The sequence below is a fragment of the Paenibacillus camerounensis genome (assembly GCF_000723885.1).
In the GTDB taxonomy this organism is placed as follows: domain Bacteria; phylum Bacillota; class Bacilli; order Paenibacillales; family Paenibacillaceae; genus Paenibacillus_AQ; species Paenibacillus_AQ camerounensis.
In genome coordinates this window covers 1-24,023 of the sequence record NZ_CCDG010000044.1, presented here as the reverse complement: position 1 = coordinate 24,023, position 24,023 = coordinate 1, and the positions used below count along the sequence as shown (strand labels likewise).

Annotated in this window: 18 protein-coding genes; 16 read left to right on the top strand and 2 right to left on the bottom strand. The window is 51.8% G+C overall.

The annotated features are described in order from the left end of the window. Positions 1-53: 53 nt before the first annotated feature. Positions 54-4,154, bottom strand: coding sequence for a S8 family serine peptidase (locus BN3772_RS17065; RefSeq protein ID WP_042200953.1), 4,101 nt, complete (start codon positions 4,152-4,154; stop codon positions 54-56). Positions 4,155-4,741: 587 nt separating this feature from the next. On the opposite strand from BN3772_RS17065, the gene BN3772_RS17060 reads away from it, so the two are divergent. From BN3772_RS17060 to BN3772_RS16990, 15 genes are all read left to right on the top strand, one after another. Beyond that, positions 4,742-5,101 (top strand): hypothetical protein, encoded by a 360-nt coding sequence (locus BN3772_RS17060; RefSeq protein ID WP_042200952.1) that lies wholly within the window; start codon positions 4,742-4,744, stop codon positions 5,099-5,101. A gap of 45 nt (positions 5,102-5,146) precedes the next feature. Continuing rightward, on the top strand, positions 5,147-5,326 hold the full coding sequence (locus BN3772_RS17055; RefSeq protein WP_042200950.1) for a YfhD family protein: 180 nt from the start codon (positions 5,147-5,149) through the stop codon (positions 5,324-5,326). Between the two features lie 104 nt (positions 5,327-5,430). Next, positions 5,431-5,805 (top strand): hypothetical protein, encoded by a 375-nt coding sequence (locus tag BN3772_RS17050; protein WP_042200949.1) that lies wholly within the window; start codon positions 5,431-5,433, stop codon positions 5,803-5,805. A 135-nt stretch (positions 5,806-5,940) separates the two neighbouring features. Beyond that, the gene (locus tag BN3772_RS31550; RefSeq protein ID WP_042200947.1) at positions 5,941-6,852 is read left to right on the top strand and encodes a methyl-accepting chemotaxis protein; all 912 of its coding nucleotides are present in this window, start codon (positions 5,941-5,943) and stop codon (positions 6,850-6,852) included. A gap of 231 nt (positions 6,853-7,083) precedes the next feature. Beyond that, on the top strand, positions 7,084-9,528 hold the full coding sequence (locus BN3772_RS17040) for an EAL domain-containing protein (protein WP_042200945.1): 2,445 nt from the start codon (positions 7,084-7,086) through the stop codon (positions 9,526-9,528). A 260-nt stretch (positions 9,529-9,788) separates the two neighbouring features. After that, entirely contained in the window at positions 9,789-10,355 is a 567-nt protein-coding gene (locus tag BN3772_RS17035; protein ID WP_086074626.1) for a DNA-3-methyladenine glycosylase I, read from the top strand. A 149-nt stretch (positions 10,356-10,504) separates the two neighbouring features. After that, a complete protein-coding gene (gene prmA, locus BN3772_RS17030; RefSeq protein ID WP_042179480.1) occupies positions 10,505-11,554 on the top strand; it encodes a 50S ribosomal protein L11 methyltransferase in 1,050 nt (349 codons plus the stop codon). A gap of 2 nt (positions 11,555-11,556) precedes the next feature. Beyond that, a complete protein-coding gene (locus BN3772_RS17025) occupies positions 11,557-12,249 on the top strand; it encodes a site-2 protease family protein (RefSeq protein WP_042200944.1) in 693 nt (230 codons plus the stop codon). Positions 12,250-12,343: 94 nt separating this feature from the next. After that, a complete protein-coding gene (locus BN3772_RS17020) occupies positions 12,344-13,108 on the top strand; it encodes an RsmE family RNA methyltransferase (RefSeq protein WP_042200943.1) in 765 nt (254 codons plus the stop codon). A 3-nt stretch (positions 13,109-13,111) separates the two neighbouring features. Next, positions 13,112-14,455: a tRNA (N(6)-L-threonylcarbamoyladenosine(37)-C(2))-methylthiotransferase MtaB gene (mtaB, locus tag BN3772_RS17015; RefSeq protein ID WP_042200942.1), complete on the top strand. Its 1,344-nt coding sequence runs from the start codon at positions 13,112-13,114 to the stop codon at positions 14,453-14,455. Between the two features lie 432 nt (positions 14,456-14,887). Continuing rightward, a complete protein-coding gene (locus tag BN3772_RS17010) occupies positions 14,888-15,325 on the top strand; it encodes an NUDIX hydrolase (protein WP_042200941.1) in 438 nt (145 codons plus the stop codon). A gap of 392 nt (positions 15,326-15,717) precedes the next feature. Next, complete coding sequence (locus BN3772_RS17005) at positions 15,718-17,946, top strand: Ig-like domain-containing protein (protein ID WP_042200939.1); 2,229 nt, start codon at positions 15,718-15,720, stop codon at positions 17,944-17,946. A gap of 145 nt (positions 17,947-18,091) precedes the next feature. Continuing rightward, complete coding sequence (locus tag BN3772_RS17000) at positions 18,092-18,652, top strand: ECF-type riboflavin transporter substrate-binding protein (protein ID WP_042200937.1); 561 nt, start codon at positions 18,092-18,094, stop codon at positions 18,650-18,652. Between the two features lie 107 nt (positions 18,653-18,759). Beyond that, positions 18,760-20,466, top strand: coding sequence for an ABC transporter ATP-binding protein (locus BN3772_RS16995; RefSeq protein ID WP_042201032.1), 1,707 nt, complete (start codon positions 18,760-18,762; stop codon positions 20,464-20,466). Further along, complete coding sequence (locus BN3772_RS16990) at positions 20,463-21,290, top strand: energy-coupling factor transporter transmembrane component T family protein (RefSeq protein WP_042200936.1); 828 nt, start codon at positions 20,463-20,465, stop codon at positions 21,288-21,290. Before BN3772_RS16995 ends, BN3772_RS16990 begins: the two co-directional genes overlap by 4 nt. A 152-nt stretch (positions 21,291-21,442) precedes the next feature. Here the strand turns inward: BN3772_RS16990 and BN3772_RS16985 are convergent, their stop codons facing one another. Further along, positions 21,443-22,435, bottom strand: a complete 993-nt coding sequence (locus BN3772_RS16985) for a Na/Pi cotransporter family protein (protein WP_042200934.1) — start codon at positions 22,433-22,435, stop codon at positions 21,443-21,445. Positions 22,436-22,533: 98 nt separating this feature from the next. On the opposite strand from BN3772_RS16985, the gene BN3772_RS16980 reads away from it, so the two are divergent. Continuing rightward, complete coding sequence (locus tag BN3772_RS16980) at positions 22,534-23,934, top strand: class I SAM-dependent rRNA methyltransferase (RefSeq protein WP_042200933.1); 1,401 nt, start codon at positions 22,534-22,536, stop codon at positions 23,932-23,934. Positions 23,935-24,023 lie beyond the last annotated feature (89 nt).

Genomic DNA, 24,023 nt, shown 5'->3' with positions numbered 1-24,023 from the left:
TGCAGGCTGCTGTCAGCCTCTTTAGAGGCTGGCAGCAGTCTATATAGATTTCCCTACTCGATCAGGCCGATCTTGTTAAGAAGCTGGTACAGAGCGCCAGCAGCTGCTTCACGGGTTGCCGGAGCAACCGGGTTGAAGCTGGAGCCTGTATCGCTGCCGATGATACCGGCTGAAGACAGGGTTTGCAGGCTATCCTTCGCGTAAGGAGCAACTTTTGCGCTGTCTGTATACGTTGTGAAGGAAGGATTTGTGCTCTTCAATTCAGTTCCGGTTAATTTGAGTGCTCTATCCAGAATAACTGCCAGCTCCTGGCGGGTTACATTCTGGGTTGGCGCAAATTTCCCGTTGCCGATGCCAAGAATCAGACCGGCTTTGGAAGCGGCAGCCACATCCTGGGCATACCATGCAGTGGAGCTTACATCAGTGAAGGTAACACTGGCGTCTGTACGCAGTCCGAGTGCACGGGTCAAGAGAGCGGTGAATTCCGCACGGGTCAGGCTGCTCTTCGGTGAGAAGGTTGTTGCCGAAGTGCCCTGGATGATCAGCTTGTTAGCCAGAGTCTGAATAGCTTCAGCTGATGATGAAGCAGTGATATCTGTGAATGCTGCGGCAGGCTTGCTGACTGCGGCATACGTTGAGAAACCTGGACGGCTTACGGTAACAATTGTTTTTCCGTCTGCCTGTGGTGTGAACACCGAAGCAACTGGCGTTACAACGCCGTTATCTTCAAAGAGAACACCTGCAGTATTCGGCTGAATGGCGCCTGGTACAGTAAAGGATCTCTTAATGAAGAGGTTGGTTGGTGTATTCAAGTAGGTGCTGCCTGTAGCAGTAGACCAAGATGCTTCATACGTAACCGGAGTTCCGATTACTGTTGAACCGGCAATGCCGGAAGTCAATCTGCTTGCGGCTTCAGGAGCCTGCTTGATGTCAAGGTTGAAGTTCTGGCCTGCAGGTGCTGACTTCAGCAGGGATACCGGCAGAGCGACAGCAGAACCGTTGGCTGTAACTACAAAGGTGCTGTCGGCATGAATACCTGCCAGCTGGGTTACCTGTGCTGCAGTCAGGCTCAGTTCAACTGCTGTGTCTGTTGTGGCAGGCAATGAGAGCACTACAGCTGTTTTGGAAGCAGCAGCATTAGCCAGCGCTGCAGTCAGGGCTGAGTCAGTCACTGTTACTGTTGTTACACTGTCCTTAGATGTTGTCGTCGGAGTCAGAGTAACCGAAGTTGTACCTTCTTCAATCAGTGCAGCAGCAGCCGGAGCAGCCGGAGTTACTGGTGTTACTATACCGCCGCCGCCGTTATTGCCTCCGTTTCCTGAGCTTGGAGCCGGCTGGTTAATAAAGCGGAATGAGGTGTAGGTAGTGTAGAAATCATCATTGTACTGGTCAATCTTGATAGGCAGCTTGGAATTATCCTCAGCGTTGATACCCAGCACCTGGAGCTTGTACACCCCTTCTGTCAGATAAGCAACAGCCGGATTGCCGTTAGCATCTACAATTGGATCTCCTTCACTGTCATAAGGATGATAAGTGGCACTGATAACAGTGGAATAATCACCCGGTTCGAAATATTTATCAGGGGAGTCAGTAGCGGCAATCTGGTAGTAGCCTTTGGTCTTATCGTCCATGCCAACCAGATCTACTTCATAATAGTTGATGTCTTCTGCCTTCAGCTTGTAGTTGAGGACAGTACCGGAGTTGTTATAAACAACCGGTGTTGTGATCTCAGCTTCCTGGATACCTGTACCCCAGTCAGGCTGATCTGTAGTTTCATCAACGTTAATAGCGAACGGCAAGTGCAGGGTAGGCTGACCCGGTGCTTCCAGAACAACATTACCTTGCAGCATCTGCGGTTCAGTATCAGCTGCAACGCTAACAGTCAGATTGAAATTGGAAGTGCCGTAGGCAGCAGCTGTCACGGTTGCTTTATCCAGTGTTGCAGTTACATTCTCAAGATCGTCGTAGTTCCAGACTACAGAGGCGGTGTAATCAACTCCGCTGTTGCTGACGTTCTTAAGCTGCAGTTCTCTGGATGCAGTTGCACCAGGCAACAGAGTTCCAAAGCTGGTGGAAGGATTATAATTGGTAATATTCTGTGCCGCGTAATTTTTGTCAAGGATCGTAATGGGTTCTACGGCCAGAAGCAGTGCCGGTGTCTTGATGGCATTCTCAACATTTGCCCGGCCTGGACCTTGAATATACAGATCCTCTGGAGCGCCTTTGTAAAGGAGCTGGTCTGCAGTATTGGCCAGGGCGGCACGGACATCAAACGGTGTGTAATCCGGATGTGCCTGTTTGATCAGAAGTGACAAGCCCGCAACGTGCGGAGTAGCCATACTGGTACCGCTGCTGCGGTGGTATGCTTGGGTGTAATCTCCGCCATAGGCCGGATAGGTCGACAATACACCGTCACCAGGAGCGACAATATCAGGCTTGATGCTGAGGTTTCCGTCCACGTTAGGACCCATGGAGGAGAAGTAGGTTATTTCATCACCTGCAGTCATCGTCTGCTTATACTCATCCCCGAAGGTGAAGTAGACAGGCTTACCGTCATTCGCAAGGATGGCTTTGGCCAGTGCACGGCCCTTGGAGCCTTCGATATCAAAGGTTGGAATATAGTCATATCCGTCACCGAGGTTACTGCCGATGAATCCGTCGCGGTCTTTGATGCTCTCAGAAAGAATAGCCTCTGAGTTAGCAGCATTACCGTTAAAGATTACAACAGCCTTAGCCCCGTGCTCTTTAGCGATAGCGATTTTATCGACAAAGGCCAGATCACCGCGGGACAGCAGGACAATAGAGCCGGAGATGTCACGTTCCGGATAATCGTCTTCCGTACCCAGGTCAGCGTATACGACTTCAACCGGCTCGGTACCGATAATATCGGTAAAATTATAATTTCCGAGCTCGTAAGCCATTACATGGAAATCGTAATACTCAGAATAAGTAACAGTAGTTACCGAATTTGCAATTTCCGCTTTAAATCCGCCTGAGAATGCTTTGATTGGGCTGGTTACAGCGCCAACTGAAATGGCCAGCTGCGCAGCTGCAGGTGATCCAAGCGAGAAATAGCCCGCTTCCCCGTTGTTACCGTTGGCAATAACGGCTACAACTCCTGAGAGCACTGCGTTATTAATCGCGATTGAGTCGGGAGAATTCACATCCTTTTCGGAGTCCGAGCCGAGAGACAGGTTGATGACATCCATGCCGTCCTTAACAGCATGCTCAATCCCGTCGATAACCTGGGCGGACGAACCTGAAGAGGTGCTTGGATCGTCAAGATTGCGTCCCAGAACCTTGTATGCGTAGAGCTCTGCGCCAGGTGCTACTCCTTTTTGGGCAACATCACCTTTTGCGGCATATTGTCCGATGATCGTTCCCGATACATGTGTACCGTGAGAGGTTCCGGCATATCCCGTCTTATACGGGTCCTCTTCCTTCGTCAAGGGTTCTTCTTCATAAGGGTCATTATCCTGATAGAAGGAGTCATAGCCGCCTTTATAGGCAGGGGCAATATCCGGATGCAGGTAGTCAACTCCGGTGTCAATAACGCCGACCTTCAGACCTGTGCCTGTAATGCCCTGATCTGCAGCCCAATCAGCATGAATCTGCTCCAGCGGAGCGTTATCATTTCTGTAAGTGGCTTCTGTAACAGTCTCATCAGGCAGTGCATACCAGGTGCTGTTCGGATAAATGGAGGTAACGCCGGAGATTTTGGCCAGCTTCGGAATTTCATTAGCCGGAACGGAAATCTCGAAGCCGTTCAGTACGGTGTTGTACTGGTAGTTAACGGTAAGGTCAATGCCGAGAGCATCGGCTTTATCAAGTACCTCGGATTGCTGGCTCTTTACGGCAGCTTCCGTAGCTGTCTTGGAGAGGGCGGAGATTCCTTGCTTGGCTGCATATTTGCCTACTGCTGCAGGCTGGCCGCTCAATTGCACGATAACGCGGACATCATTAGAAGATTTGGTGTTAATCTGTGGTGAAATATACGTCTGATTGGATGTCTGTGTAATAGAGGTAAAAGAATCAGTCGATGATAGCGTCTGCGAGCCGCGGGCGGCAAAGGCCGCTCCTGGAATCATGCCTGCTGTCACTCCCAGTGACAAGGTGATGATTGACAGCTTGCGAGGTAGTTTATTCCACTCCAAAAGTAATCCCCTCCAGATGTGTATGTGTACTGATACAACTACATTTTTCCCGCCAAAGACAGTAGTAGGATTCTCCTTCCTGGTAATCTATTATTTATTTCCGTCCAAGCAGGTAGGAAAAATATTAAGAAGATTCTACCATTGGTAAAATGTAAAATCCAGTTAAAAATTATGATGATCATAAAATAGAATCTCATGGATGATGTAAAATATGACATGTATGCATGCGAAATCAGAGCGAAAATCGGTAAAAAGAACTATAAGATACAAATTAATGTTTTAATATGAGAAGGGTGAGTGAAGTTTTGTGACATATTGAATTCCAAAAAGCGACTATTTTAATGAGTCAAAAGTAGCACAAATGTAATTATATGTAATATCACAAACCTCCTTTTCGCTTTTATGTAATTAATGGTTAATATAAGAAGGGAAATCCGAGAGTACAACTAGGAAAAATGCGCAACCAGTCGCAAACATATTTTTCCTGCTGCTAAAGATTAAACATAAATAACACGCATAAATCAGGGAGCTTTTATCCAAAATAAAAAAGCCAGCTTGGCATATCAGGAGGAAAGCAGGGATTTTCCTTGTACGAAAAAAGTATACTCGCCTATTTTAAAGCTCCTGAAGAGGCTGAAGGGGTCTCTCGTAAGCTTGCGGCATTACGTGTGACCGAGATGTCCATTGACCGGTTCACCCGGTTTGGCGGAGGCAGCCTGCAAAATGCTGTTAACCCGGTAACAGGCAATCTGGCCAGCATGGATTCCATGACTGCAGTAAGCGCTCACTCGAGTATTTTGTCGGCTGCACATACCAGTGCAAGCGGAATGAGTCATGGCGGAGACGGAGGGCCGACCGGCAGAAATATTCTGCTGACTGTGATTGTAGACGCGGATTCTTACCACCAGGCATTATCTATCATTGAAGAGGCTGGCGGTATGATTTGAACGTGCAGTAATCCAATACTTAGTACCAGGAGGGCGGTAACTGTTATGGACAGAGAGAATTCCAACATTGTCTCCAAAACCGGCAAGCAGAAAATGCTTTACGAAGCTAAGCTGGAGGATGTCCAGTTTGCGGCTGCGGAAGCTGACCATGATGATCTGGAAGCGCTGGGACGCTCGCAGGAGGCTGACAAACGGCAGCTGAATAAAATAATTAAAAAGATGTAGCAAATGGCATTTCAGGCTAACAGCAAAAACCCCGCAGATTGTGGGGTTTTTTGCTGTTCCGGCGTGTATAATGAAAGGGACATGCTGGAGCCGGAGGGATTGTAATGAACACCTTTATTGTATGGGCAGGGCTGGTGCTGCTGGTGGCGCTGCTCACCTTATTAAATCACAAGCAGATCTATTCGTCCAAAGTTAAACGTGCATATCGTGAACTTCGGGGGCTTGCGGAAAGCGTGTCGGAAGGCCGCTCTGTTCCTGACGATTTGGAGAAATGGGAGCAGGCTATTGAGGAGCTGGAGAAGCAGCCGAACGAATATAACAAGCTCGATGCTGAAATCGGCCTGCGACGTGTATTCGTTATGTATCTGGAGCAGCATTATCCGCAGGATCCGCGGCTTCCCGGCCTGCAGGAGGCGGCGGCTTACGTGAAAGATTCGGTGTGGGGACTTAAGCTGGGAGACTACGGGCCTAAGAAGTGAATTATATTTTCAATTCGACTGCTGTTTCAGCAAACTTGTAATCTATGATGTCCATTTTGCTGTTAATATGGAATATATCTGATGAAATTAAGAAAGCTGTATAATTTAATTTGAGCCGCACGGGGAGACAGTATAATGGAGAATGTATCAGACCAGGCAGTTACAGATGCGCTGGTCGTTAAAGCGCTGGAAAAAAATCTCGCCCTGATCCGCTTTGGTCTGGATCGCAGAGTGGCGTATGTCAATGAAATGTTTGCCAGTTCGATGAAGTACAGATCTGAGGATATGTACGGGATGTATCACCGTGAGCTGTGCCTTCCCGAATTTGCGGACAGCCCGGACTATGAACATTTCTGGCAGAACCTGCTTTCCGGTACCAGCTTTCAGGATAAGATTGAACGAATGGATTCTGGAGGGAACACAGTCTGGCTTGAAGCTACATATATGCCTATTTTTGATGATGCCGACCAGCATGTTATTGGAGTAACCAAGGTTGCGACCAATATTACTCACCGGCAGACCAATATGAACAGCGTGGTTGAGCAGATGCAGGGTATGGCAGACGGACTGAACCGGCGGGCGGAGCAGGGAATTGAACGGAGCCGGGAAATGCTGCTCAGCATCAACAATATCGCAGGTGTATCGGATGAGAACACCAATATCCTGTTGAATCTGCAGAATAAAGCCGTTGATATTCAAGGTGTCGTGCAGACGATCCGCGATATTGCCTCGCAGACACATCTGCTGGCGCTTAATGCGGCAATTGAAGCAGCCCATGCCGGAGAATTCGGACGGGGCTTCGATGTAGTCGCCAAGGAGGTGCGGAAGCTTTCGGGTCTGGTGCAGGATTCCATAGGCGAGGTGCGTGAGAACGTGAAGGCCATCACCGATGAAATCAGCCGGATGTCTGACGGACTGGAGCATGTTCAGGAAAGTGTGAAAGAGAGCCAGAAGCAGATTGAAGTAGCCCTGCATGAGTTCACAGCTATTGCAGCCTCGGCCAGCGAGCTCGATACACAGGCCCGTGAAGTTATGAATATTATCTGAGTACAAAGATACGGCAGCGTGGAAGCCTCCGGAGCGGGGAAACCATGCTGCTTTTTTCACGGAAAACCATACCCTGCACAATAAATCAGCCTTACCGCGCTTTCATATAAAGTTGCTAATATACAGGGAAGTTATCAGGTTTCCGGTCAAATTAACCGATATAATATTAAATTGTATAAATTCTAGAATATTGCCAGTCTGGTTTGGAATGGTTTGAAGGGGGATGAGGTCATGGAGCACATGCATATGCATGGAAGTCATGACAAGCTGCTTGTGTTTTTTTCATATTTAATTGCTGTTGCAGCCTCCTACACGGTATTGGAGTTAGCCGGCATAGTGGGTATATCCAAAGGCCGGCGGCGTGCATTTTGGATTGTATTTGGCGCGGTCATCATGGGAATGGGCATCTGGTCTATGCATTTTGTCGGCATGCTGGCTCTGAAGCTGCCTGTAGCCGTTGCTTATAACCTGATGGTGGTTCTGCTGTCCGTTCTGGTGGCAGTTGTTGCCTCGCTGGTTGCCCTGATTGTTATCAGCCACTTCAGGCGGGGGCTGATTCCGCTATTTATGAGCGGGCTATTGCTTGCTTGCGGTATCTTCGGTATGCATTATATTGGCATGTTCGCCATGCAGATCGGCATATCTTATCGGGCGGATTATGTTACCCTGTCCTTTGCCGTTGCCCTGATAGCATCCATTGCTGCGCTTGGGCTGTCTTCACAAATCATGATGAACCGTAAAGCGGTAGGCCAGAGGAAAAAGCTCATCAGCGCCCTGGTCATGGGCCTCGCTATTGTCGGGATGCACTATACAGGCATGCTTGGGGCAACCTTTGAGCCGGAGAACCGGTCGTGGCTTAACACAGGGGTTGTACTGGACCAGAAATGGCTTGCCTACGTCATTGCCGGAGGCACACTGTTTACTCTGGGTATGTCTATTATCGGAGTTTATATTTCACGGCGCTTCTCAAGAAAAGACACAGAGCTGCTGATCAGTGAAAAATGGTACAGATCACTCTACGAAAATAACCAGGATGCTATTGTCTCGATTGATCTCAATCTGCGTATTATCGGCTCCAATCCTGCAGCTACTGCAATTACGGGAATCAGCAGCAAGGAATTTAAAGAGCAGCCCCTCACCTCCATGCTGGATATTATTACAATAGATGATCAGCAGCCGATCAGGGATATGTTCATCCAGTCCCTTGCAGGTGAGCGGGTCAGCTATGAGACAGCGATAACACACAGAAGCGGACAGAAGGTGGACATCAGTATCAATATATCTCCGGTTATGGTTGACGGGCAGGTCGCAGGTATATATGTCATCGCCCGGGACATCACGGAGGAGAAGCAGGCCAAGGAGCAGACCCGGTATCTTATCTTTCATGATGAGCTGACCGGGCTTCCGAACCGACGGATGTTCGACCAGCTGGTGACACAGACGATTGAGGATCATCAGGAAGGGCAAGAGCCTTTTGCCGTGCTTGTTATGGATTTTGACCGCTTCAAGCTGATTAATGATACCCTTGGGCATCTGTACGGCGATCTGTTCCTGCAGGAGATGAGCAGCAGGATTCTGGATAATGTGCTTAATGAGCGGATGACGCTGGCAAGGCTGGAGGGCGATGAGTTTGCACTGCTCTGCCGGTTCTCGCGCGAAAAAATGAATGTGACCGATATTGCCGAGCAGATGATGTCAGCGATCAAACAGCCGATGCATCTCAAGGGGCGGGATCTCTACGTTACAGCTAGCATTGGTATTTCATTCTATCCGGGTCATGGGCAGACAGCGGAGGAACTGCTCAAAAATGCGGGTACAGCCATGTATGAAGTGAAAAAAAATGGCAGAAACGATTACCATTTTTTCTCAGAGGACCTGAACGGTCAGATTATGGAGCAGCTGGAGCTGGAATCGGACCTGCGTAAAGGGCTGGAACGCGGAGAATTTACTGTGCATTACCAGCCGCAGATCCGTACGGCCGATAAGGAGCAGATCATCGGGGTAGAGGCGCTTGTCCGCTGGAATCATCCGGTAAAAGGTCTGCTCGGGCCCGGCATGTTCATTCCGGCGGCTGAAGTAACCGGGCGGATCGTGGAGCTTGGAAATTTTGTGCTGCGGGAGGCCTGCCGGCAGATGCGGCAATGGCATGATGCGGGCGGCCCGCTCATTCCGGTGGCTGTTAATTTATCCTCACAGCAGTTCCTTCAATATAACCTGCTGGAGGACATCCGGGACATTCTCCGCGAAACGGGGCTGGCCCCCGAGTACCTTGAGCTGGAAATAACCGAGAGCATGATGATGGATGCTTCCAGAGCCAGTGCTATTCTAAATGATCTGGTAAAAAGCGGGGTCCGGATCAGTCTGGATGACTTCGGAACCGGATACAGCTCGCTGGGGTACCTGAAGCTGTATCCCATCCATAAAGTGAAGATTGACCGTTCGTTTATCAGCGGCATCACGGACAGCAGCCATGACCGGGCCATCGTGGCCACCATCCTGACGATGGCGGAGCATCTCGGGATGCAGGTCATTGCCGAGGGCATTGAGACGAAGGAGCAGCTGGACATTCTGGTGGGCAGCGGCTGCCGGGATATTCAGGGGTATTATTACAGCAAGCCTTTAGCTGCTGAAGAACTGGAGCGGAAATACCTGTGGCCGGTGGAAGCTGCCGGCTGAATAATGGATACAGAGAAGCGCGGTCCGCAGGGATCGTGCTTTTTTTGATCAGCCTGACGCTGATGATTTATGAAGAAATGAACCTTTGCAGCTAACCACTATCTCAGCGCAGAGCTCCAGCCGTAACTGTACTGTTATATCAGTGAATCAGCAGGGGCGGACTTTTTTGCTTTGTTTTGACAGTTAAAATGAAACAGTGGTAGCTTTTTGCAGACTGATCCTATATCCTAGCAGGACAGAAACCAAAGGGAGAGAGTCATTTGGACAAGCAAATAACACGCTGTGCCTGGGTCACTGAGGACCAGCTGTATATGGACTATCATGATAACGAATGGGGCAGGCCCTTATACGATGACCAGAAGTTGTTCGAGCTGCTGATGCTGGAAGGGATGCAGGCCGGGCTTAGCTGGTACACGGTGCTGAAGAAGCGGGAACACTACCGCGAGGTATTTGACAATTTTGACCCGCACCGGATTATGCATTATGACGATGCTACAATAGAAGCGCTGCTGCAGGACACCAGGATCATCCGTAACCGCCTTAAGGTTAATGCCATCGTGCAGAATGCGAAGGCCTATCATGAGATTTGCCGGGAAGAGGGCAGTTTTTCGGATTATCTGTGGAGCTTTGTTGGCGGAGAACCGGTTGTTAACGGCTGGAAGACGCGGGCTGAGGTACCGGCAACCACGGGGCAGTCTGATGCTATGAGCAAGGCGCTGAAGAAGAAGGGCATGAAGTTCGTCGGCTCTACGATCTGCTATGCTTTTATGCAGGCTTCCGGTATGGTAAATGATCATACTATGGACTGCTTTTGCCGGAAAGAATAGAATGTGTATTTGTATTGCTTACGCTGTTTTGGCGCTTCCTGCGGTAGAAATGGTATACTGAATAATGTTGAATAACTGGATTAGTGAGTTTTGAACGAAGCTAAATCATGGAAGTATTGCTTACAAAACTTTTAGGAGGACCCACACACATGTTATGGCATGAACTGACGGTACATACAACAGAAGAGGCACAGGAGATGATATCCAATCTGCTGTATGAGGCCGGAGCAGGCGGTGTTTCGATTGAGGAATCAGGAACACTTGATAAAGTCAGAAATACCCGTTACGGTGAACTATACGATGAACCGCTGAACGATATTCCTCCTGGCGAGGCTGTAATCAAAGGCTATTACGCTGAAAATGTATCTATGGACGACGTTATTAATGAGGTGGCACCGCGGGTTGAGGAGCTGCGTGAATTCGGGATTGATCCCGGCAAAGCGCTGATCTCCTGGAAGACAGTAGACGACGAGGAATGGGCGCACGCCTGGAAGGCGTACTTCAAGCCGCTTCGCGTGTCGGACCGTCTGACGATCAAGCCGACCTGGGAGGAGTATACACCAGCGGGCCCGGATGAAAAGATTATTGAAATAGATCCCGGCATGGCCTTCGGAACAGGAACGCATCCGACTACGGCGCTGTGCCTGCGTGCGCTGGAGAAGCATATCAGCGGCGGCGAGGAGGTCATTGACGTAGGGACCGGCTCAGGGATTCTTGCGGTAGGCGCAGTTCTGCTCGGTGCAGGGAATGTGCTGGCCCTTGATCTTGATCCGGTTGCTGTCGAAAGTGCGCGGGAGAATGTGGAGCTGAACAGGCTTCAGTCCTCGGTTACGGTAAAAGAGAGCGATCTGCTTACGCTGCTTGGAGGCGAAGGTGCAGCTGATACGGCTGCCGGGGATATGTGGCCTGCGGCGAGACCCGGCTATACCGGAGCAGCAGAGAAGGCCGGACCGGCGGATGCAAGCCTTGGCGTTACATTGCCTGTGAAGCTTATCGTCGCCAATATCCTGGCAGAGATTCTGGTGCTGTTCACGGATGATGTATACCGTGCGCTCCAGCCGGGCGGAATCTATATCACCTCCGGTATTTATAAGGATAAGGAAGGCCTGGTATCACAGGCGCTTGAGGCCTCCGGTTTTGAGATTATTGAAATTACCCGTGAAGAAGACTGGGTGGCCATTACAGCCGGAAAGAGGTAGAGATGGATTTTCTGGATCAGATATTAATTTATCCCCTGCAGCAGCTTCCGTTTTTTCTGATTACCATTGTGATCGCATTTACGGTGCATGAATTTGCCCACGCTTATTTTGCCAACAAATTTGGCGATCCGACTGCGAGGCTGCTGGGCCGTATGACGCTGAACCCTGCGGTGCATTTCGATCTGTTCGGGATTATTCTGCTGCTTATTGCCGGCTTCGGCTGGGCGCGTCCGGTTCCGGTGAACCGCGATAACTTCAGCCGTCCGCGGCTGATGGGCGTAATTGTATCGGCAGCCGGCCCGCTGAGCAACTTTTTGCTTGGTATTTTGGGCGCGCTGATCTATGCAGTACTGTTTGCTACAGGTGTTATGGATTCTATTACCAATGATCAATTACTGAAAGCGATATATTTTTTCTTCAATATGTTTATTCCGTTTAACTTTTTCCTGTTCCTGTTTAACCTGATTCCGCTGCCGCCGCTGGATGGTTACCGGATTGTGGAGGATATCGCACCGCGTCCGATCCGCGGCAGGCTGCAGCAGTATGAGCAGTATACCGTTTTTCTCTTTTTACTGATCATCTTTATTCCCGGTCTGCGGGGGTATACCATTGAACCGTTATTTATCTGGGCCGCGAATATGGGAAGTGACTTTTTGCGGATGTTTACGAGTCTGTTCGGATACTCCGGAGTGTAACAGGGGCTGGTCATGAACGGACAAACGTTGTAAGATGGAATATGTTTTTTTGGTAACAGCATTTTACTGAATATGAATAGAATGAGGCTAAAATATGCAGCGTTATTTTGTAAGCCCGGAGCAGTTCGGCGCAGAGCAGGTGAGCATCGGCGGGGAGGACGCACGCCACATTGCTAAGGTGATGCGCGGCAAGGCCGGAGATAAGCTGATTGTCAGCGACGGAGTGTCCCGTGAGGCTCTGGCGGAGATTGCTTCTATTGAAATCGGCGAGATTGTCGTTAATATTGTAGAGGCGCTGGAAATGACCCATGAGCCGCGCATTCAGATCACAGTGGCACAGAGTCTGCCCAAAGGCGACAAGCTGGAGACCGTGATCCAGAAATGCACCGAGATCGGTGCCGTAGCCTTTGCTCCTTTCCACTCAGAGCGCACGATCGTACAATACGATGAACGCAAGGAGGGCAAACGGCTCGAACGCTGGCGCAAGATTTGTAAGGAGGCTGCCGAGCAGGCACACCGCAATATCATTCCGGACGTTCTGTCTCCGCTTAGCTGGAAGCAGCTGCTTCAGAGCTTCAGCGGATATGATGCCGTCTACTTCTGCTATGAAAAAGAAGAAGGCTTGCAGCTGCGCAGCGCCGCCGCACCTTGGATTGCCGGATTATCTGCGGATTCCCAGGGCAAAGTGATGGTGGTGGTAGGCCCAGAAGGCGGGTTCAGTCCGGAGGAATGCCAGGCGGCTGAAGCTGCCGGGGCAGTATCTGTGGGACTAGGGCGCCGTATCCTGCGCTGCGAGACAGCCGGCATGGTTGCTGCAGCCTGTATTTTATATGAATCCGGAGAAATGGGGGGAGCTTAAGCAATGCCATCCGTAGCATTTTATACTTTAGGTTGTAAGGTTAATTTCTATGACACTGAAGCCATCTGGCAGCTGTTCAAAAATGAAGGCTACGAGCAGGTAGATTTCGAGGGGAATGCCGATGTATACCTGATCAACACCTGTACGGTGACGAACACTGGTGACAAAAAGAGCCGCCAGATGATCCGCCGCGCCGTACGCCGCAACCCGGAAGCGATTGTCGCTGTAACGGGCTGCTATGCGCAGACTTCACCGGGTGAGATTCTGGATATTCCCGGTGTCGATCTGGTCATCGGCAACCAGGACCGTGAGCATATCATGACCCACGTTAAGAATATTCAGGAGTCGCGCCAGCCGGTGAATGCGGTACGCAACATCATGAAGACCCGTGAATTCGAGGAGCTGGATGTGCCGGGCTTTGCTGACCGGACACGTGCGTTCATGAAAATTCAGGACGGCTGCAACAACTTCTGCACCTTCTGCATCATTCCGTGGTCGCGCGGGCTGTCACGCAGCCGTGATCCGAAATCGATTGTCGCCCAGGCGCATCAGCTGGTTGAAGCTGGCTACAAGGAGTTCGTGCTGACCGGTATTCACACCGGCGGCTACGGCGATGATCTGGACAACTACCGCCTGGCTGATCTGCTCTGGGAGCTGGATAAGGTGGATGGGCTGGAACGCGTACGCATCAGCTCGATTGAAGCCAGCCAGATCGATGAGAAGCTGCTGGAGGTGCTGAACCGCAGCACCAAAATGTGCCGTCATCTGCATATTCCGCTGCAGGCCGGCCATAATGAGGTGCTCAAGACGATGCGCCGTAAATACACTACGGAAGAGTATTATGCCAAAATGCAGCTGATCCGCCAGGCGATGCCGGACGTAGGCATCACTACAGACGTTATCGTCGGCTTCCCGGGCGAGACGGACGAAATGTTCCGCGCCGGATACGACTTCATGAAGGCTGTGAATTACTCCGAAATGCATGTATTCCCTTACTCCAAGCGGACGGGTACTCCGGCTGCGCGGATGCTTAACCAAATCGACGAGGAGATCAAGAACGTCCGCGTACAGCAACTGATTGATCTCTCCGAGGAGATGCAGCTGGACTACGCCCGCAAGTTCGTCGGCAAGACGGTATCGGTCATCGCCGAGCGTTCAGCCAAGGATGCGCCGGGACGCAGCATCCAGCACGGCTTCAGCGACAACTATCTGCAGGTATTCTTCGGCGGCGATGATTCGCTGCAGGGTGAGCTCTGCCAGGTAAAGATTACTGAAGCCGGCATTAACGAATGCAAGGGCGAGCTGGTTAGCGTCAGCCGGACTGCGCTGCACCAGACTGCGAACTAGACTGAAACGGGCTGACAGGATCATCAGAAGCCGGTCTGACAGGATATGTCTGCAGCACAAATGTCCTTGCAGGTGAGCGCGCCGGCATTGAGGAGCATGGGCTGTTGTATTTTGTGCAATAGATATTGCTCAATCGGGCCGGATATTGGATTCTACTGTAATTTGTGCTGCAGATTCTTCTAATTAAGCTATCTTCTGCTAACATAACGTATCCTATTAAGCAAGGATTTCATTTCCCGCCGGAGGTGAAGTCCTTGTTGCTGTTTGGGACGGGATGCCAAGGAACAACGGCGCGAGCGGATTTAACAGAGAGCCTGCGCCCGAATTCCGGAAAATGGGTAAGGAGTGATAAGGGGCGGATGGGCCCCGGAGCGCTTTCATAGGAACATCTCATAGGATAGTAGGCGATTACAATGTTAAGGAGCAATGAACATGGCGCATAAGCAAATTTCAGCGGGCGGCGTGGTGTACCGGCGGGGCAGAGAGGGTCTGGAGATACAGCTGATCGTGGACCGTTACGGCAAGGGGGCGCTGCCAAAGGGGAAGATGGAGGACGGCGAGACGGTAGAGGAGACAGCTCTGCGGGAGATCCGCGAGGAGACCGGCGCTGTCGGCATAATCAGAGCCCCGATTGATATTATCAAATATACGTATGAGCACCGCACCTATGGAACAGTGGATAAAGAGGTGCATTACTTTCTGGTAGAGGCGGTTGGCGGGACCACCAAAGCCCAGGCTGAAGAGATCAACGCGGTGGAATGGCATGACGCAGATGCTGCCTGGGAGCGGGGAAAGAGCAGGCTATACGCAAATAATGTGCCTATTTTACAAAAGGCGATGTCGATGCTGGAACGTTTTTTTACCGCATAAGCTATCTATATAGATTGAACTAAACATTTAACAAAGGGAAAAGTGGCGGAGGGGAATTTTGGAACTGGAGGAGCGGTAGCGACCGCCTGAAAGCTTTTCGTAGAAAAGCTAGCATCGGAAGCATAGGCTGTCTGCGGATTTCAACCATTAAGAACGGTATAAATCAAGAAATCTGTAGACAACAGCGGCCGGAAGTCCAAACATTCTCTGGAGTCACGGCTAACCCGAAAGCATAAAAATCATTAGTTCAATTTATATAGTTATAAAGTCCTGAATTACCTCCATTCTGAAAATTAACTGAAATTAGGGTAAACACTTCAGGCGTAATTGTCGATATAGTGGAAGAGTGTGGTAATGACCACCGATAATCTTACTGCCTAAGGAGAGAACAGATGACTGTGTACAGGAAAATGACAAAGATGCTCCTCATTATGATATTGCTGACTGCCGCAGCTTTTCCGGTAAACGTCTTTGCGGCTGCAGGCGATACCAACTCAATTGATTTTGACAGCTCGGCTAAAGTTGAACTTACGGTTGGACAAACCCCGAAACAGCTTAAAGTGTATGCCAACATTGAAGGGTCTTCCTCCAAAAAGGATGTGACCGCAGCTTCAACCTGGGTATCCTCAAATACAAATGCAGTCAAGGTAGTTAACGGGCTGTTAACACCGGTAGATACAGGTACGGCAATGATTACTGCTACGTATCTTAATGCGGTAGCCACCCTTGAGGTGTCCGTTACCCATCCGTTCAAAGACCTGACTCTGGAGCGCAGCTCCGACGGGAACTATAAATTAGGTGACAGTGAAGAAACACTGCTCGTCAAGGCCAAAGCAACAGGCGGACAATCGGCTACAACGGTTAAAGATGTCTCGCAGGATGCAGACTGGAGCAGCTCCAATACAGGTGTTCTGACCGTTGATGACGGCCAGATTACCCTGGTTGGTGAAGGAACAGCGACGGTTACAGCCAAGTACAAGGGCTTGACCGCTACTTTTAAAGCCAAGGTAGAGCTGCCGTATTCGGCAATTGTCCTGAAAGAAAACAAGGTGGTTGTTAAGGAGCTTGAGCTGCTGGTCGGCGACAGTCCGGTAGAATTAACGGCTGCAACCAAAGCGACTGAAAATAGTCCTGAAAAGGATATTGCCGATCTGGCGGAATGGACCAGCTCAAGCGAAAGTGTAGCAACAGTAGATGCCGGTACAATCACGGTAGTGGGAACAGGTAAGGCTGTAATTACAGCGAAATACCTTGGTGTATCCAAATCTGTGGATGTGTATGTGCGTGCACCGTATGAAGCGATTCTGCTGACTCCTTCCGAGGATCAGACGCTTTTCATGGGGGAGAGCCTGCAAATAAAAGCAGAAATGCGAAATGCTGTGAATTCCACACAAAACCAGTCTGCGGGTGCAACCTGGACGTCTGATAACCTGCTGGCGGCAACCGTAACGAAGGATGCTTCGGCTGCTACAGTTAGCGGTAAAGCGGTGGGCTCGGCGGTTGTTAAGGCGGAGAACCTCGGTGTCAGCAAGACTCTGAAGGTGACCGTACTGCCAACCCTTACGGAGCTGAGTCTGGATAAGTCCGAACTGGAAATCTATACAGCGGACAGCGTCAGCCTGCCGAAGGTCAGCGGAACGAAGCTGGACGGCACGAAGCTTGAGATCAGCCAGGAAATCGAATGGACCTCAGCCAATGAAGAAGTAGCAGAGATCAAGGACGGCAAGCTTGCCGCTGTCAAAGCGGGTACCGTCACACTTACAGGTAAGATTAAGGAGGGCAATGTCTCCTCCGGGACGGCTTCCCCGATCCGCGGTAAAAGCGTTGAAGTAAAGGTTACTGTACAAAATAAAGTGCTGGTGCTGATCGGGCCTGAGGATGCACTGGGTCTCGTAATCGGTGAAGAGCAGCCGCTTCCTTCCGTAAATGCTGTGCTTGAGAACGGTGACGAGGTTGATGTTACAAGCACGATTACCTGGGAGGTTAGCGGAACCAATACGGTCATCAGGCAGACTGCAAACGGCAAGGTCATTAAAGGCCTGACCAAAGGCTCAGCTACACTTAAAGGAACGTATTCCAACAAAACAATCAGCATTCCGGTGACCATTGAGCAGAAGGTTGTGAAGCTGGTCGTTGAGCCTGCCACAGTGGACCTGAACCTCAAAGCCTCCAAGGCGATCAAAGTAACCGGATATTTTGCAAACGGCAAGTCGGCGAACTTCTCCGGTGCAATGAACTGGGAGTCCTCTAATCCGGCGGTGGCAACTGTGAAGGGAACAACCGTCAAGGCGGTGGCTGAAGGTACGGCAACTATGACCGGCTCCTATCAGGGCATAGCTGCTACAGTAAAGGTTAATGTGGTACCTAAGCTGACTAAGCTGACTGTGAATGAAACGAAGCTGACGCTTGCCGCCGGCGCTTCACAGAGCGTTGTTGCAACAGCGCTATATGATACCGGCAAAACAGCAATTGTTACCGGCAGCGTAGTCTGGACCAGCTCCAAGCCTTCCGTAGCGAAGGTGAATGCTTCCGGTATGATTACAGCGGTGGGCAAAGGAACAACGTCCATCAAAGGAAAATGGAATAACAAGACCATAACAGTATCGGTCACTGTAAAATAAACCCTCACGCGAATCTGCAGAGCTGCTGTTACAGCGCTTTGCAGATTTTTTTTGCTTAAAGCCATAGTAAAACCAAGTAATCCGATGTATAATTCTAAAAAATACATAACAAATGATACAAATCCAATTCAGGGAGATGAAGCAAATGGCGAAAAAAGAATTATTATCTATCAGATCCATTGTAGCGGTCGGGATTGGTTCAGCCTTGTTCGTGATTCTGGGAAGGTTTGGCTCGATTCCTACCGGTATTCCGAATACGAACATTGAGACTACCTACGCGCTGCTTGCAGTATTCTCGCTCCTGTATGGACCTGTAGCGGGGCTGCTGATCGGACTGATCGGGCACACGCTGAAGGATTTTATTTTCTACGGCTCGCCCTGGTTCAGCTGGGTCATCTCTTCGGGGCTGGTCGGACTGATTATCGGCCTGCTGGTTGCCGGTATTTCCATTCAGGACGGTGTATTCGGTAAAAGAGAAATCATCCGCTTCAATCTGGCCCAGATTGTTGCCAATGCTATTGCCTGGTTCGCAGTTGCGCCGACGCTGGATATTCTGATCTATGCTGAGCCGGCAAATAAGGTATATACGCAAGGACTGGCTGCGGGAGCGGCAAATATCGTTACGGTAGCGGTTATCGGTACACTGCTTGCAGTGGCCTATGCCAAGACGCGGACCAAGCAGGGAAGCCTGCGCAAGCTGGGCTAATTGAAGAGCTGACAGAAAAGCCGGTGACAATCACCGGCTTTTCTGTTGAAATAAAGAGAAGACAGAAGCAGGCATACATGAATCAGCTGAAGAGGAAGATTACAGATATGAAGAATACCGTTATTGAGTTTACAGATTTCAGCTTCACTTACCGTACCCAGCAGGAGCCTACGCTGCGAGGCATTAATCTGAGCATCAGGCAGGGGGAGAAGGTACTTATCGTCGGGCCTTCCGGCTGCGGAAAGAGCACGCTGGCCCACTGCATTAACGGGCTGGTCCCCTTCTATTATCCCGGAGAGTCGAAGGGGAGTCTGCGCATTGCCGGGCAAACACCCGGAGAGCGGAGTATTGCTGCGCTGTCACAAGCAGTAGGCACAGTACTGCAGGACCCGGACGGGCAATTTGTCGGGCTGACTGTAGGGGAGGATATCGCTTTTGTGCTGGAGAACGGAGCGGTATCTCCGGCAGAAATGAATGAACGGGTAACAGCTGCAGCGGATGCTGTAGGCATTGGAGAGCTGCTGCTGGCATCGCCGCAGGAGCTCTCCGGCGGGCAGAAGCAAAAGACGATGCTGGCCGGAGTGCTGGCAGGTAATGTGGATATTCTGCTGTTTGATGAGCCTCTTGCCAGCCTGGACCCGTATACCGGCACCAAGACCATTGAACTTATTCACCGGCTGCAGCAGGAAACCGGCAAAACCGTGATTATTATTGAACACCGGCTCGAAGAGGTGCTGCACCGGGCAGTTGACCGGATTATCGTAATGAACGACGGGGCCATTGTTGCCGATCTGCCGCCTGCCGAGCTGTTAAGCTCAAGGCTGCTGGGCGAAGCAGGTCTGCGCGAGCCGCTGTATCTGACGGCGCTCCGGTATGCCGGAGTAACCGTTACGCCTGAGATGAGGCCTGAGCATCTGGAGCTTCTGCAGATGGAGGGGACGGCCGGGCCGCTCCAGCGCTGGATGGACGGGCGCGGGAAGCAGCAGGAGAGCGCCGCAGCCGAACCGCTGCTTGAGCTTAAAGAGATTTCCTTCGGCTATGATGAGAAGGCTGAGGTCCTGCACCGGCTGTCGCTGACTGTTAACCGGGGCGAGATGCTAGCCATCGCCGGCAGGAACGGGGCTGGGAAATCTACTGTTTCCAAGCTGATCTGCGGCTTCTATAAGCCGGCGTCAGGCAGCATCTGGCTGAACGGCCGGGATATCAGCCGGGATTCAATCCGGGAGAGGGCGGAGCGCATCGGGTTTGTGATGCAGAATCCAAACCACATGATCTCAAAGACGCTGCTGTACGATGAGGTGGCCTTCGGTCTTAAGCTGAGGGGAGTGCCGGAGGAAAGAATCCGGGAAAGGGTCTATAATGTACTGAAAATCTGCGGCCTGCATGAATTTCGCGAATGGCCGGTCTCGGTACTTAGCTACGGACAGAAGAAGCGGGTTACAATTGCTTCCATTCTGGTACTGGAGCCGGAAATTATCATTCTGGATGAGCCTACCGCCGGCCAGGACTACCGGCATTATAATGAGATGATGGAGTTTCTGCAGGGCCTTGGCAGCCGGGGGATAACCGTAATTATGATTACGCATGACATGCATCTGATGCTGGAGTATGCGCAGCGGACGGTTGTGCTGGCGGACGGGAAGAAGCTGGCTGATGACCGTCCCGAGCGGATTTTGACGGACCGGTCTATAGTAGAAAAGGCCAATCTGCGGGAGACATCGCTGTATACCCTGGCGCTGAAGGCAGGGCTGCGGAAGCCGGAGGAACTGGTGCGTACCTTTATTGCTTATGACAGGGGGGTGCGCCGCGGATGAGAGCCCGGATGCTAACCTTTACCCGGCAGGATTCGCCGGTGCACTCTCTGAGCGGAGCAGCCAAGCTGATCTGCTTTATCGTCTGGTCGCTGTCGGCAATGATTACTTATGATACGAGATGCCTGATAGTGATGCTGCTGGTCAGTCTAGCCGTTTTCCGGATCTCGAAAGTGAAGTTTGCAGATTATGCTTTTGTACTGTATTTTATTCTGATCTTTTTCCTGCTTAACCATCTGGCGATCTTTCTCTTCTCTCCCTTGGAAGGAACACAGGTTTACGGTACACGCCATGATCTGTTCCATCTGGGCGGGCGTTACACTGTCACGGCGGAGCAAGTATTCTACCAGTTTAACATTGCGCTGAAATATGCTGTAGTCATTCCCATGGCGCTGCTGTTCCTGCTGGCGACAGATCCGAGTGAGTTCGCGGCATCCTTAAACCGGATTGGTGTTAACTATAAAATTGCGTATTCGGTATCACTGGCACTGCGCTACATTCCCGATATCCAGCGGGATTACGAGAATATCTCGTTCTCTGCACAGGCCAGGGGGATCGATCTTTCCCGCAGGGAGAAGCTGTCACAGCGCCTGAAGAATATCGTGTCGATCCTGCTGCCGTTAATTCTCTCGAGCATTGAGCGGATCGAAAAGATCAGCACCGCTATGGAGCTGCGCGGCTTCGGCAGCGGCAGGAAGCGGACGTGGTACACAGGCAGGCCGTTTAGCCTGAGCGACTATATTGCGATGGGGCTGCTGCTGTCTCTGGCTGCGGCAACGCTGATCGTTACGTTTTATGACGGATCACGGTTCTACAGTATCTTTTGATGACTGCGGGAAGAGAATAGATTAGTATTTGGGGTTAGGAAATAAGAGAATAGATTAGTATCGCAGGGCAGTTTGAAGTATAATAATACAGCGATTCTCCCGGTATGGGAGAACCGCTGCTTGTTAGTCTGCCTGATTCGGCAGACTAAGCCTTAAGTGCGGCTGAGCCGCTGCTCGACTCTGGACCAGAGGGGCAGATAGCACAGCGGCAGGACGGCCAGTGAGCAGACGACATTAAAGATCGTCTGCGCATGGGCGAGCTGGGAGGCGGGGCCGCCGCCGAATGAAGCGGCTATGCTCTGCAGCGGGCCGATAAACGGCAGGAACAGCAGGGCGCCGCCGACGTTGAGCGCCACATGCGAGCCGGCGACGAACTTGCCGGAGGCTGAGCCGCCGATCGAGGCGATGACGGCGGTGACACAGGTGCCGACATTCGCGCCCAGCACAATGGCGATCCCGATCTCGGGCGGCATGGTGCCAGCGGAAGCCAGGCCCATTGCCATCCCGATGACCGCAGCGCTGCTGTGCAGCATCGCGGTCAGGCAGGCTCCGGCGGCAAGCCCCCACAGGGCGCTGGTTGCCGCATGGTCCAGGAACCAGCGGAACAGGCCGCTGGTTTCAAGCGCGGGGCCGACCGACTGCATGACGGCGATGCCCCATAGCACCAGTGCAAAGCCGGCCACGGCCAGGCTGATGAACTGGAGCGGGCCGGAGGCGGCGCGGCAGGCCTCGGCTGCCCGCCAGGCGAAGGGCGGCAGCTCGCCGAGGATGACGGCAGCGGCCCACAGGCAGAGCGCCGCCGTGAGCAGCGGCGCGGCAGCCGAGCTGATCTGCAGTCCGATCAGCTCGGTGGTCAGGCAGGTGCCGATGTTGCTGCCGAGAATAATGCCAAGCGTACGCGCATAGGTGAGCAGCCCGGCATTGACCATGCCGATGGTCAGCACGGTTACAGCGGTGCTGCTCTGCAGCAGCGCCGACAGCAGGCTGCTGGCGATAAGGCCTTTTAGCGGCGTTGAGGTAGCCTTATGCAGGCTCCGCGTAAGCAGCGGGCCGGCGAGCTTGGCCAGCGCAGCTTCCATCAGCTTCATGCCGGCAAGAAAAATGACAAGACCGTATATGACAGGGAACAGCAGGTCACGGATCATAAGGACATGCTCCTTTGGACGGGGGTTGTACACCAATATATGAAAGCAATGCAGTGGACATGTATGAAATTTACAAGAGGAACAGGGAGTTGAAGTCATTGGCATCGGTTATTCTGGAACGAAACCGCAAAAAAAGACTGGAGAAGGCCCACCCGTGGGTATTCGCCAGCGAAGTAGCTTCAGTGGACGGGGAGCCGCAGGCCGGCAGTCTGGTGGATGTGCTTAATCATCAGGGAAGATATCTGGCTACCGGATATTACAATCCGGCATCGCAGATCCGGGTGAGAATTGTGTCGCAGTCCCCGCTGCCTGCAATGGACACGGCCTTCTTCGTCGAACGCTTTACGGGCTGCCTGCAGCACCGGGAACGGTTCCTGCCGGGAGCGGATGCATACCGCTTCGTTTACGGGGAGGCAGATTTTCTGCCGGGCCTGATCATTGACCGCTTCGGAGATGTGCTGGTGGTGCAGCTGCTCACGCTGGGGATGGACAAGTGCCGGGAGGAGATTGTTGAAGCGCTCGTGCAGGTTATGCACCCGCAGGGCATCTATGAGCGCAGCGATGTCTCGGTCCGTGAGCTGGAAGGTCTTGAGCAGAGAACCGGCGTGCTGTACGGTGAGTGCCCGCGTCATATCACAGTTAGCGAGAACGGGCTGAAGGTCATTGTCGATATCGAAGAAGGCCAGAAGACCGGCTATTTCTTCGACCAGCGCGAGAACCGTGCATCCATTGCTCCGCTGATGAAGGGCTGGGGCGGACGCAGCGGGATTACGCTGCAGGAAGTGCAGGCAGAAGACGGTGCTACGCAGACCTTACCGGTGAACAAGAGCGGCAAGCCGGTTACCTTCCCTTACTGGGACGGCGCTACCGTGCTGGAATGCTTCGCCCATACGGGCAGCTTCACGCTGCATGCCTGCAAATACGGGGCGAAGAAGGTGACCTGCCTTGACGTTTCTGCCCATGCGATTGAAAGCGCCAAGGCCAACGTTGAAATTAACGGATTCACGGACCGTGTAGAGTTCGTTGTGGACGATGCGTTTGCGTTCCTGCGTAATCAGGTAAAAGGGCTGGAGGAGCGTTCTGAGCGGGCAACAAGTAAAGCGGAGGCTGGTCCTGGAGGCAAGCCGGCTGTTAAGACAGATACGGCGAAGCCGATGACAGCGGGCGGCGGACGCACCTGGGATGTCGTCATCCTGGACCCGCCTGCCTTTGCCAAAACCAAAAGCGCCGTTGCCGGAGCCTGCCGCGGCTACAAGGACATCAACCTGCACGGCATGAAGCTGGTCAACGAGGGCGGCTACCTGGTAACCGCAAGCTGCTCATATCACATGCAGCCGCAGCTGTTCCTGGACACCATCGCCGAAGCGGCGAAGGATGCCGGCAAGGTGCTGAGACTGATTGAGTGGCGGGCTGCCGGCAAGGACCATCCGCAGATTCTCGGCGTGGACGAGGGCCACTATCTGAAGTTTGCGATCTTTGAGGTACGCAGCAAAAAGTAATGAGCTGATGCGGACGGTGCTGATCCCGGCGCGTGTGTACTGAGTAAATCTAGGACAAAGGCAAAAATAAAAGGCAAAAGTGCCTCTCA